This is a genomic window from Pseudoalteromonas sp. SCSIO 43095 (assembly GCF_023650455.1).
GTDB classification, from domain to species: Bacteria; Pseudomonadota; Gammaproteobacteria; order Enterobacterales; family Alteromonadaceae; genus Pseudoalteromonas; species Pseudoalteromonas tetraodonis.
This window is the reverse complement of the sequence record NZ_CP087995.1, coordinates 1,141,322-1,154,285: the sequence shown is the minus strand read 5'-3', so window position 1 is coordinate 1,154,285 and position 12,964 is coordinate 1,141,322. Positions and strand designations below refer to the sequence as shown.

Genomic DNA, 12,964 nt, shown 5'->3' with positions numbered 1-12,964 from the left:
GCAATGATGAGTGTAACTTACTTTGAAAACCAGCTAGCAGTCACGCCCGCTTTAGCAAATAACAGCCATTGCATTGCGTTGCTTAACGCGACCACCCTCAATGTGGGTGAATTTGATTTACCCCACTATTTAAGCCCTTTTGAGCTCAATGTTATTAATCGGCGTAAAACCCCACAAGCTAAACAAGAATATTTAGCCACACGTTTAGTGCTTAAATACCTAGTAAAAACCGCTTGTTCTTCTTACGCATCATTAAAGCTGTGTGATATTAGTTCTGAATTTAACCCCGATAACAGTAAATTAGAATTACATATTAAAAATACAACAGGCGTGATCAGTTGCTGTATTTCTCATTCTCATGGTTTTGTAGGTGCAGCGTTAAATGTAGCATCAACTCAATTTGGCTTTGATATTGAAAAAATTAATTTAAAGCGCCCTTTTAATAAACTCGCTAAACACTTTTACCATCCAGCCGAAGTGAGCTTAATAATCGATTCAGATAACATAACAACTCAAGCACATCATTTTTTTAGGATTTGGACATTAAAAGAAGCGCTGGCTAAAGCCACCAGCCGCCCCATTGCTCAATTATTAAGCCCTAATGTGTTTAACGAACTTAATAACACTCAGCTTACAGCTTGTAGCAATACCGTGGTTGGAGCACATAACGACATGTTTGATATTAGCGTTGTGGCAAAAAAAAGCACCGACTGGCGGTGCTCAATAATAACTATTAACGATTTACGCAGCGCAATCACTTTCTAGTAATCGACTATGAATCGCTTGAACCACAGCATCAGACTCGCTTTGCTCAACTAAAAAGCACAAGTTATGTTTACTTGCACCATGGCAAATGAGTCGAATATTAAAATCACTTAACACTTTCATTAAATTCATTTCATGTTGGCGCAAAACAATTTCAGAGCCAATTAACGCTACCAGCGTTAAATTGTTTTCAACCGATACATGGCAAAATTCAGCAAGCTTATCTAAACATGCTTGATCAAGCTCTGGACGTGATGCATTAGGCGCATTATCAAGGGTAATTGCTACACTAATTTCAGAGGTGGTGACCAAATCTACCGAAATATTGCACTCACTTAAAATAGTAAATATACGCGCTAAAAAGCCACTGGCTAATAACATTTCTGGGCTTTTAAGGGTTAATAATATTTGATTTTTACGTTGCGTTACCGCACGAATACCAGGTAGCTGCGATTTTTCACGTTCAATCCACGTACCGCCAAGTTCTGGCTCTGTGCTTGAGCCAACAAACACATTAATATGGCTGCGACTGGCAGGCAAAATTGTAGCTGGGTGCAGCACTTTAGCGCCAAAGGTCGCCATTTCTGCTGCTTCATCAAAACTTAAACGCGCAATAGGAGTGGCTTTTACACACAAACGAGGATCGGTGCTAAAAATACCCACTACGTCAGTCCAAATATGCACACTTTTAGCGTTAATAGCCTCAGCAAGCAGTGCAGCACTATAATCTGAGCCACCTCGACCGAGCGTGGTCGTTAAATTGTTTGCATCGCTACCAATAAACCCTTGGGTTACAATAACGCTATCATCAAGCAGCGGAATTAAATGTGTTTTAGCGGCTTGCGCTGTGGCGCCCACATTTGGTGTTGCTTTACCAAATTGGCTATCGGTTTTAAGCACCTGGCGCACATCAAAACGAGTGGCATTTAAACCCTTTAACCTTAGTACTTGGGTAAATAAGTACGACGATAAACGCTCGCCAAAGCTAAGTAGCTCATCGAACTGCTGCTCAGTATTGAGTGTTTGTGCCGCCAACGTTTGAAATGCATCAAGCGTTTGATTAAACCCAAGGGCTAAATCATCATCTAACGACAGGTCATTTAAAATAGCCTGCTGAATCGCAAGTACACCATCAATATGCTGTTGGCGTTTAGCGGCTTCAATACCCGCTTTGCAAAGCTCCACTAAATGATTGGTCACTCCGGCACTGGCGCTTACTGCAACAATACGTACATTTTTATCGTTTACGATAATTTCGCTACAACGGCTCATCGCCTCAAAGTTAGCAACGCTGGTGCCACCAAATTTGGCAACAATGTAATCTGATTTTGTGCACTGTGAACTTTGTGGCACTGATTGGGTAGTCATTTCGTCTCCTTTCGCGGCATCCAAACCGCAATAAAACAAGAAGAACTTGGCAGGAAATAAAGATAAGAAAAATCTACTGCCAGAAGCTCTCCACCTAAATTGGTGACAGTTTTGAGGATTCAGCCCCATAAACCGAAAAACAATAGTAACGACCCATTATTTTCCTCGGCGAGTACTTCCCTCCTTAATGGTCGCAGGCTGTCGTTGCCTCACATTAAGTACCTAAGTATCGCACCTCTTCTGAATGTATTATTAACCTGTGGCTAATAAAACAAAACCGCACTAAGAGTGCGGCTTTGAAAGTTATCGTTTAGACGTCTAGCTGTCAAGTCGTTTTACACTAAAATCAAATAAAACTACCCATTAAGTAAGAGCCCGCATAACCAAAGGTGTAACACAGTAATAAATACAGCGATAAGCGAAGGTAACTTGCAAACGTCAGCTCTTTTACCTTACTCATGGCTATAATACCGGCTGCCGAGCCAATGATTAGCATAGAGCCACCTACACCGGTTGCATACGTAAACGACAACCAATGCTGTTGACTCATTACAATGTCGGCTTTTAATAACGCTGCCGTTAGTGGCACGTTATCAACACCTGCAGATAAAATACCCATTAAGTAGTTTGCGTACTCTGGCGCCATTACCGTATACAAATTAGTAAATTGGCTCAGTACCCCAACTTCTTTTAACGCACCAACAAGCAGTAACACACCCACGAAAAACAATAAGGTGTCGTACTCTATGTCGCGTATAAAGTCGATCATATCTTTGTTGATGTCTTTTTTGCGCATTAAAAATTGCGCGACTAAAAACATAATAGATAAACCCAATAAAAAAGTAAGCAGAGGCGGTACACTGTATAAAACACTCAATGTAAGCGTAGCAATAACCGTAGTGAAGAAAATAACCGCAATGGTTATGTCGGTTTTTTCAATACGTTTAAATTTAGTTTTTTTAAACTCGAGTTGCTTATTCATGCCAATTGATAACAAAGTAGCGAGTAATAATACACTTAGTAACGCAGGCACAATTAACAGTAATAAATTGCTAATTGATACTTTACCATCAAGGAAAATCATAAGTGTGGTTACATCACCCGTGATAAGTGATACACCACCGGAGTTTACAGCAAATACAATAAGCGTGGCGTACTTAACTAACTTTTTGGCTTCAAGCTTTAATGACATAATCACTGCCAGTGATATTAGCGTGGCCGTAACGTTGTCTGAAATAGATGAAAATAAAAACGCAAAACACCCCACCAAAAACATCAGCTTACGCTCACTAATGCTGGTTGGCATAATCCGGTTCACAACATTTTCGATAAGTCCTTTAGAGTTTAAATAGGCAACAAAGGTCATTGCGGCCATTAAAAACAGCCATAAAGAAGCAATTTCTAAAATATTGTGGTCTAGGAGGGTTTGAATCGTTTCGGGGCTTTGCCCATTAAGAGGAAAAATAAAGGAGATAATCCAACAAAGTGTACCAAAAAATAATGTCGTTTTTGCTTTGTTTACGTGGATCACATCCTCAATAACGATAAGCAAAAATGCAATCGCTATCAGCGTCAGGATAATCGAGGAAACCATGATATTAAACAACCTTCGGGGTTAAGTAAAAATTGAAACCATGTAAAAAATATACCCACAAACTCTATGTGCCTATATTCGGCGCGGATACTATCACTAAGCGGGTGTAAAAACTATTATTAAATCGTCGCAAAAACGAATACCATATAAGTTCGAGAAATATAAAATAACGAATACTAGGAAGTTGCAACGCCTTATGATCCCAGCTAAAAAGCTACTTAATACCCTAAATGAACACTGGGGTGTATTAGAGCTATTATTTAAGCGCTTTAAAATGGCCGACTTTAGTATTAAAGATCTTCAAAATGCCATTAAGCAAAAGCAACCCACGTGGAATAATGAGCGTATTTATAAAGAAACCAACCGGTTATTGAATCAAGAAATTATTATTCCGCTGGCTAAATCGTCACAACTGGAAATTAACCGCGCCATTGCCGACTTTGCCACCTTTTTACTGCAAGAAGAACATTTAGGCTTAGCACAAGAAATTAGTGTCTTGGTTGATGATTTGGCCCGTTTAGGTAATCGGCTATTCAATGCCGGTGAAATGGAAGATTTTGATGATTTACGCCGCTTTAGCCGTATTATGGATGATCGGGTGCGTAAAATAATCAAACTGTTTTTACACAACGAAAACGCTATTTTAAATATTGTTGAGCAAGCCAAATCTAATAATGCGGTGCAGTCGCTACAAAAACGCTATAAAGCCGTGATAGAAGCGTTTGATGAGTATATAGAACCCATGTTGGAAATGGTGGATATTAGAGGCGACTTTCATGCCTGCTTTACCCTTATTGAGCAACAAATTAGCACCCAAATAGAACACATTGAACGCTCAGGCAAAGCGTACAACGATAAACGCATGCTTGAGCAATTGCGTACCCGCATTCTAGAAATGCACTTAGTTGGCCGGACAAGCTTACGAAAAAGTGCCGATATGCTTATGCCACTGCGTGAAGAGTTGCGCCGTAACAACCTTGTTACCCGCCAAGTAGCAAAAGTATTAGGACTAATACGTAAAAATGGGGTAGATAATATGCTCAGCGCCGTGCAGCCACATTTTGTAAGCGATGCGCAAAAGTATTCATTGGGTCAACAGCGCCATATAGTAGCCTACATGGCAAGCCTGGCTGAGTTTGAGCATCACGAATATCAGCTACCAGAGCAAAACGATGTGCCTGCGTTTGTCACGCCAAACATTCCTGACTATCACGATGTAAAAGCGCAGTTTGCAAAACGCTTCAAAAAGCAGCGTAAAAAACCACAGCCTCTGCTGCAATTTTTAGACGAAAGCTACCCTGAGCTTGAAGCCGATGAAATGCTGTTTTTATATCAAAAGCTAGTGAGCGATAACACCCTACACATTAGCCAAAGCGATAAAAAAGCCCGCGTTAACATTGCAGGCCAGCACTTTTCTTTGTACCCCTTTAATTCAGAGCCTCAGGCTGATAAAGCCGAGCACGAGTAATCACCATGACACAGATAAACTTAAATGAGCTTTCTCACTTACAAGCCATTAATAAAAAATTAGTCGCGGGTTACCACATTTGCGAACAAGACACCCTAATGTGGCAAGAGCTTGACCAACAAATTGAAGCTTACAGCGCCTTATTCACAGCATTAGGCCATGATTTAAAGCACGACAGTCGTGGCTTTTATTATTTTGCTAGCGATGAAAGCACCCCCAATATGGGCAAAATATCGCGCGCGATAGCGCTCACTATTTATATTTTAATCGAACACTTTGCCAACACAGGTAAAGACCCAATGCGTGCATTATTTGATGAGCCAAACGATTTAGAGCTCATGCAAACCTTGGTACAACTTAATAAACATTTATTTGATCAGCTTGAAATATTCTCGGGTTCTGATTTACGCAAAGATGTGTATTTACGCATGGTACGTTTAGGCCTTGCCCGCGAAGTGGAAGGCGGCTTTATGCTACAGGCGCCAATTCATCGCTATATTGATGCCTTAATGGAAGTAAATGAAGAAACCTTTTTAGGAGAGGACGAGGAATGAAAAACTTATACGGACTGAGTAAACTCGCCCTACTTAATACTGCAGGCTATGCAAAGTGTGTGATCCCTCTTGATAAAAGTAGCTCGATTTGTGCGCCTAACAACACAGGTAAAAGCTCAGTAATTAATGCACTGCAATTTCCGCTAATTAATGATTTACGCCTTACCGAGTGGGATGGCCACGATTTAGATGAAACCCGTAAGTTTTATTTTTCATCAGATCAATCGTACATTTTATTGCAAGCCGATTTACCCCATGGCTCAGTTGTCATTGGCGTAGCCGGCTTAGGTAAAATTGCCGGTTATGCACACCAATACTTTTGCTATCAAGGCAAACTTGATTTAGCCCAGTACACCCAAGGCAATACCATTATTAAGTTTACCAAGCTGTTTAATCACTTAAAGCAGCAAGGTTACAACCCGATAGAGCTTAAAGCGCAAGAGTTAAACGCCCTACTTACAGGCGGTGCAACGCAATTTGATGGTGAGATCAATTTAAAAATGATCCCCCTTAACAACGTTCAAGACTCTGCAATATACAAAGAAATATTTCGTCGTATTCTTAATTTACATAAATTAGGTGCAAACGACGTTAAGCGCTTTATGTTACGTGTGTTTGAACGCCACATGTCAAATTCAAAGGTCGACTTTTACGAAGTATGGCGCCGGTCGTTTGATAAAGTAAACCGCGCAAAACGTGAATTAAAAGCCCTCGAGTCAATGCAAGAGCCCATAGCCGCCCTTGAATCTATGCTTGAAAACCAAACCGTTCTTAAAGGTAAACTGGCCGCTTATGCGCCAAAAATTGACCAAGCACTGATTGATTTTGATACGTATCAGGAAGAGCAACTCAGCGAGCTCAACATCGCTCTTGAAGATATTGAGCACGAAAAACACGAGTTTGAACAAAAACAAAGCCTATACGTACAACAATCACGCGATATAGAGCGCAAACAAACCCAAATTGAACAGTGGTTTTTAGATTACAACGCCCTTAAAAGTGAGTTTGAGCTGGTTAATAAAGCCACGCTAAAAACCGGCTTAACGCAGTTAAAAAATGACTACGAGTCGTTGTCACACTCAATAACGAGTGCTCAAGGGCAAAGCCTGCACACCCTTGATTACCGCATTGGCGAAACACAAAAACAAATTAAAAGCTTAAAGTTACAACTTAAAAACTTAGAATATAATTTATTCACTCGTATGCGTGAAGACTTATCACTGAAAGAAGTTGAAGAAATATCGCGGCTATTAAACCCCGATCTTCTCTCCTTTGCCACCACCAGCAATGGCGATATAACCATTGATGATGACGACGCTTTCGGGGAGTTTTTATCACAGCTTAGTGAAAACGTGAAAGGCGGTGTGCTCACCCTGCCCGGTGCCAGTATTAAACTTAAAAAACTCTCACCTGTGCAAATGCAAAGCGGCGAAAACAAAGAGCAACTGAGTGCTCAATTAACCGCGCTTGAGCAATCATTAAAAGAGTTTAAACAACAGCGCGAAGTGGCCGCCAATGTTGCAGATAAGCAAAAAGAAAAAGACGCGCTATACGATGAGCTTATGAGTGCTGAAAGTGCACTTAAACGCTTAGAGCAATTTGAAGTGATGCAACAATCGGTTGACGCGCAGGCGATGCTAAAAGAGCAGCTTTTAGCCGAACGCGAACAAGTTGACGACTACCTACAAGATATTCAAAAAAACAGTGGCTCAATTGCTGACAGACGCTCACTAATCAAATCAAAACAAGCGCAAATTAATCGTCAAACAGAGCGCCTGCGCCAAGTTAAAACCGAGCGTATTGACCACACGTTAGATTTATACAGTGGTAAAGTGACGCCTTACATGATTGATATAAAAATCGATTTTGATAATTTAAGCGATTTAATTCATCACTTTAATAAAGACTGCCAAGAGCTTCGTAATTTCGATATAAATGTACGTAATACCTATATGCATATTTACAATGCAGGTATTACCAAGTTCGATAACGAAAACGATGAGTTTAGTAAATACCAAAAACTTATTAGCGCGTTTCATAATATTGATAACGAACGTGATGCCGTTGAGCGCCAAGGTCGCGTTGCCCTCACCGAAGTGGCCGCCACGATTAAAGGCTTACGTGAAGATTTAGACCGCCTACGCCGTGAAATGAATAGCTTTAATAAAGGCATAAGCCAGCACCGCATTTCAAACCTGCAAGCGTTTAAAATTAATATTATCCCGCGCAAAATGTTGGTAGATAGCATTGATACCATTATCAGTACATCTAACCAAATTGAACAAGGCGATACCCTGGATTTACTCAGCCATGAGCCGTACAGCGAAAGTGCGGTAAACGACGCAAAAGATCATTTAATTAAACTCGCCTCAGACAAAGCAGGCCTGACCCTCACCGATTTATTTGATATTCGTTTTGAAGTGGTTAACCGCGCGGGCGAAACCGAACACTTTGAAAAAATAGATTCGGCTGGTTCAAATGGTACGCGTATCACCATTAAGCTGTTATGTGGCATGTTGTTTATTCGTTACTTATTAAGCGATCAGGAACAAAACTTATACCGTATACCTATTTACATAGATGAAGCGGCTGATATCGATCCGCAAAACCAAAAAGCAATTATAGAAACCGCCCTGAGCTTTGGCTTTGTGCCAATATTTGCTTCGGTTAAACCGCAAATAAGTTGTGATTATATTGTGCCAATTCGTTCAGTAAAAGACGGCGCACAAAACTGGGTAGATGAAAAAGATTGGATTGAGGTTGAACATAAAGACTCTCTACTGGACTAAGAATTAATTGGCTATTCATCTTAGCCAGCTACACTTATTTTTAGATTTTAAATTACCCTCGCCCATGGTAGTTTAAACAAACGCACTTTATTGGAGCAAACGGTATGAAACATATATTTATTGTCGCAGCACTGGCGCTACTTACCGCCTGTACACAAACGCCCGATTGGGATTACGATAAATCAGCAAACTTTAGTAACTACAAAACGTTTGCTTGGGTAGAAAACGCGAGCCTAACCAAAGACACGAATAACTACCAAATCAGTGGCCTTATGGAAAAACGCGTTCGCAATGCGGTAAACAACCAACTAAGCCAACAGTTAGGTATGCAATTGGTTGACGTAGCGCAAGCTGATGTACTTGTTAATTACCATGCAAGTGTTGATAAAGAGCTAGAAGTAGATACCTTTAACGTAGGCTACGGTGCACGTTGGGGTTACTGGGGCACAGGCTTTAACCACGATGTAAGCGCACGTGAGTATGAAGTAGGCACGTTAGTTATCGATATTATTGATCGTGAGTCAAACCAATTAATTTGGCGTGGTGCTAAAGATGGTCGTTTAAAGAAAAAACAAACACCATCACAACGTGAAGCCGCTATTAAAGAAACGGTTGCCAATATTTTAAGCAACTTCCCGCCAAAAAAGCAGCAGTAAGTTTTAATTAATATTTAAAAAGCCCGCAGGCTCGCGGGCTTTTTTGTGAGAAAAGGAATTTTTCGGTGACATTTAAAAAGCTCCTAACCCTTAGCTTATTTTTACCCCTGCTTTGTGCGTTCCATGCGTACGGCACTCAACTACAGTTAAAGCCTGGTATATGGCAAGGAATTTATAAAGATCATTTTGAGTACAATGTACTGGAAATTAAAGAAAACGGAGAACACCGTTTAATAATAGCAAGTATCGCCAATGCATTTTATAGAAATAAATCAATTGCGTTTAGCAATAATGATATCAAATGCAGTCGCATTAATTGCACTATCAAACTTGTTAGCCCTAATAAAGAACATCTGCAATTTACATTGATTTTAAGCCCCTTTTTAGATAATTCATTCGAGGTGTTAGAAATTTATTCTAATGCAGACGATAATTTTGTAATGTCAAAAACGTACCGATTGGAAGAACAAAAAGGGCAATCTACCGTTCGTACATTTATAGGTAAATACCGCTCTAAAATAGATGAGTTAGCTGCTATAGAAAAGACGGGCCTACATGGTTTTTGGGTAGGATTATTAAATTTAGACGGCAAGCAAGAACTAGCAAGTATTGAATTTCACCCCAATAAAAAGTCGTATTTCAATTATTTTACAAATGGGACCAATGACATAATTAGCACCTCTTTTATGCCACAAGATATTCAAGAAAAAGAGAGGATATTGGAAATAACCACCAGCCACCCACTTTTCGCAAATAAGCTAATTATTCATAAAGACAACCGAGAACTTAAAGGCTATATGTACTCAAACCACAAAGGCACAACACTTCAAACTGGCTCGTTCAAATTATATCGTTTTGAAAGGCCTGAGTACCCTTAAAGCTATCACGATTTATACTTGTGCAATAAATCAAGCGGGATATGGCAATAATCATCAGGGTGATTGGTTAAACGGTCTTGATGCTCGGGATCGCTAGGGACATAATTAGTCAATGGCGCTACTTGTACCGCTATTTTTTTTGCATCGTCCCGCTGGCTAATATAGTCTCTGGCGATGTTTAAATGATTACTGTCTTGGCTAAAAATGGCGGTGCGGTATTTTTCGCCTACATCGTTACCTTGTTTATTGATACTGTATGGGTCAATAATTTCAAAAAAATAGCCGATTAATTCATTTAAGGTCACTTCTTGGCTATCAAAGGTAACTTTCACGCATTCGGCATAGCCATCGTATTCACCTTGTGTTGTGTTACTGGTGCCATTGGCACGCCCCGCCTCAGTAGTCACTACTCCAGGTAAATACTTCATAAATTCTTGCACGCCCCATAAGCAACCACCAGCAAAATAAAGTGTGTGCTGATTTAATGAATGGCTCGGTTGTTGTGTTTGCATAATAAAGTGACCAATGTAAATAATTTATAGGATGCAGAGTTACTATTTTGTAACGCTAGATTTGATTATCAAATGCAGTTTTTTATCATTAATGTACAATAGCGCCCAAAATCACCCTAGCTTAGTGAGCTTACCTTATCATGTGATAAAAAATGATAGGTATTTAATTGTTAGCGCCATTGCATAAAATGAGAGTAATGATATGAATCGTGCCCCGCACCTTATAATACCGGCCGTACTAGCCAGTATTTCAACTGTTGCTTATGCAGAGCAGAGTAAAGAAACAGCAACCATAGAACAAATAACAATTGAGGCGTCACCCACCGCCAATACATTACCTGTTGGTACATTTGATTCGCCTATTTCAAATTTAGAGTACGACCCGCGTGTTGACTTGCAATCACGCAATATGGCTGAAGCACAAGCTGATGTAACGATACGCGGGGGTATTTTTGAAAATACCGGCTTTAGAGTCGGCAGTGCAACTCTACTAGACCCGCAGTCTGGTCACTACTTTGCAGAAATTCCTATTGCACCACAAATGCTAACGGGTGCCAGCGTATTAACCGGAGCCGATAATGCACTTTATGGCATGAATAGCTCGGTAGGTACTGTGTCGTTTACTTGGAAACCAATAACAACGGGTGGCAGTGTCTCTTTGGGCGCTGGCTCAAATGACTTTAACCTACAAACAATTCATGCAGGTGTGAGTACTCCAATTGAAGCAAACGCTAATTGGCGTATTGGTTTTGAAGGTGAATATTCGCACTCACAAAGTGATGGTTCAATTGATTTTGGCGATCATGACTTTACCCGTACTTCTGGAAGAGTGCAGTTAACCGGGAGCGATTCACAAACTGATTTATTTTACGGCTTACAAGAAAAGTTTTTTGGTTGGCCAAACCTTTATACCCCCTTTGGTGTAAATGAAACCGAAGACTTAGAAACCCAATTATGGATGCTCAACCATAAGCAAGCCTATGCTACCAACAGTGAATTTGAAGTATCGGCTTATTACCGCAAGCATAACGACCATTATGTTTATTCAAGAGAGAACCAAAGCGCGTTCCAAGCATTTCATGAAACACAAGTAACATCACTGGCTATTTCAGGTCGTCATACGCAAACAAAGTCAGTTGCGGTTAATTACTCGGCGCAATATATAGAAGACAGTATTGACTCCACCACCCTTGAAAATAACTTTACTTCACGTAACTACTTTAAGCTTAGTGTATTGCCTGAATACACAACAGCACTAGCAAGCAACCAGCAACTAACGTTGCGTTTAGGGGCTGCGTTTGATAACACCAGTCGTGATGATTCTGAGCTATCGTTAATTGGTGATGTTAGTTTAAATACCCAAAATAACGATGGCACTGAGCGTACATTGTATTTGTCTTATGCTGAGGCAAGCCAAGTAGCCGGTTATACTGCTATTGGTGGCAGCGAGACTGGTGGGTTGTTCAGAAGTAACGCTAATCTTGAGCGCGAAACCACTAAAAATTTAGAGCTGGGCTTATTGCTTGAGCAACATAGCTGGCAGCTTAACTCCGCGCTTTTTTATCGTAAAGATAACAACCTAACCGATTGGACATTTAACTTTAATTCAAGCTCAGCACGATTTGCACAGCCTGTTGATATTGATACCACAGGCCTTGAGTTTTTAGCCACTAAGCAATTTGATAACGCAGAAATTATTGCCAGCTATATCTACTTACATAAAACAGAAACCTACGGCGCTGAAAATATTGATGCTAGCTTTTACGCCTTAAACTTTCCTGATCATCGTGTAACGCTCGGTGCAATTTGGAACCCGACGGATATGTTAGAGTTTCGAGTAGATAATGAATGGCGTAAACAGCATAACAATGCGCTACGTCGTTCAGGTGACGAGGCGTTATTTACTCAACTGACAGTAAAAATAACTCCACCAGCCCTGCCTAACTTCTTTATCAGTCTTGCAGCTGATAACTTGTGGGATGAGTCGTTTGAAGAAATTCCAGGCACGCCGGGTCGCGGTGAGCAATATACGCTAAGCGCCACGTATAGCTGGTAACAATTTAGCTCGGCGAGGGTGTATCCCACGCTGAGCGTGTTTTTTAAATTGAAATAATAAACAGACTAGCAACAAACTGACTTAAAAATTTTATACCACAGCTCACCCTACTTTACGTACTCTAAAAGCCCAGCGCCTCTTCGCTCTCTTTGTGCATTTATCATTAAAAACGGTATGAACAAAGAGGATTGAATGAGAAGAAAGTGAGAAAAACACGACTCACTAAACCAAGTGATTTTGTGTCTAAGTCACTTACTCTTAAAGCGCAGCGTCTCTTCGCCCTTGTTGTACATTTATCATTAAAACCGTATGAACAAAGAGAAT

General features: G+C 40.4%; 10 protein-coding genes and 1 riboswitch. Of the genes, 7 read left to right on the top strand and 3 right to left on the bottom strand.

Translation table 11 applies throughout. The features are described 5' to 3' along the window. Positions 1-6: 6 nt before the first annotated feature. Positions 7-765: a 4'-phosphopantetheinyl transferase family protein gene (locus LOC50_RS05525; RefSeq protein ID WP_036982407.1), complete on the top strand. Its 759-nt coding sequence runs from the start codon at positions 7-9 to the stop codon at positions 763-765. On the opposite strand, the gene lysC is transcribed toward LOC50_RS05525, so the two are convergent. Then, a complete protein-coding gene (lysC, locus tag LOC50_RS05520) occupies positions 742-2,133 on the bottom strand; it encodes a lysine-sensitive aspartokinase 3 (RefSeq protein ID WP_248532030.1) in 1,392 nt (463 codons plus the stop codon). The two genes, LOC50_RS05525 and lysC, sit on opposite strands and share 24 nt — an antisense overlap. 75 nt (positions 2,134-2,208) lie before the next feature. Continuing rightward, a riboswitch (Lysine riboswitch) is annotated at positions 2,209-2,381 on the bottom strand. Between the two features lie 98 nt (positions 2,382-2,479). Further along, a complete protein-coding gene (gene nhaD, locus LOC50_RS05515) occupies positions 2,480-3,727 on the bottom strand; it encodes a sodium:proton antiporter NhaD (RefSeq protein WP_036982403.1) in 1,248 nt (415 codons plus the stop codon). A 196-nt stretch (positions 3,728-3,923) separates the two neighbouring features. On the opposite strand from nhaD, the gene LOC50_RS05510 reads away from it, so the two are divergent. The 5 genes from LOC50_RS05510 (at position 3,924) to LOC50_RS05490 (ending at position 10,072) form a co-directional block, all read left to right on the top strand. Further along, entirely contained in the window at positions 3,924-5,195 is a 1,272-nt protein-coding gene (locus LOC50_RS05510) for an MksB family condensin complex protein (RefSeq protein WP_036982402.1), read from the top strand. A gap of 5 nt (positions 5,196-5,200) precedes the next feature. Further along, the gene (locus LOC50_RS05505; protein ID WP_028835095.1) at positions 5,201-5,749 is read left to right on the top strand and encodes a condensin complex protein MksE; all 549 of its coding nucleotides are present in this window, start codon (positions 5,201-5,203) and stop codon (positions 5,747-5,749) included. Beyond that, on the top strand, positions 5,746-8,538 hold the full coding sequence (locus tag LOC50_RS05500) for an Mks condensin complex protein MksF (protein ID WP_250653761.1): 2,793 nt from the start codon (positions 5,746-5,748) through the stop codon (positions 8,536-8,538). The genes LOC50_RS05505 and LOC50_RS05500 overlap by 4 nt, the downstream gene beginning before the upstream one ends. 104 nt (positions 8,539-8,642) lie before the next feature. Further along, positions 8,643-9,194 carry a DUF4136 domain-containing protein gene (locus tag LOC50_RS05495; protein ID WP_036982398.1) on the top strand — a complete coding sequence of 184 codons (552 nt, stop codon included), beginning with the start codon at positions 8,643-8,645 and terminating at the stop codon, positions 9,192-9,194. A gap of 65 nt (positions 9,195-9,259) precedes the next feature. Continuing rightward, on the top strand, positions 9,260-10,072 hold the full coding sequence (locus LOC50_RS05490) for a hypothetical protein (RefSeq protein ID WP_033103309.1): 813 nt from the start codon (positions 9,260-9,262) through the stop codon (positions 10,070-10,072). A 5-nt stretch (positions 10,073-10,077) separates the two neighbouring features. Here LOC50_RS05490 and LOC50_RS05485 read toward each other — a convergent pair whose 3' ends face one another. Next, positions 10,078-10,584, bottom strand: a complete 507-nt coding sequence (locus tag LOC50_RS05485) for a peptide-methionine (S)-S-oxide reductase (RefSeq protein ID WP_036982396.1) — start codon at positions 10,582-10,584, stop codon at positions 10,078-10,080. Between the two features lie 202 nt (positions 10,585-10,786). Between LOC50_RS05485 and LOC50_RS05480 the strand changes: the two genes are divergently transcribed. Then, positions 10,787-12,640: a TonB-dependent receptor plug domain-containing protein gene (locus LOC50_RS05480; RefSeq protein ID WP_250653760.1), complete on the top strand. Its 1,854-nt coding sequence runs from the start codon at positions 10,787-10,789 to the stop codon at positions 12,638-12,640. Positions 12,641-12,964: the final 324 nt, after the last annotated feature.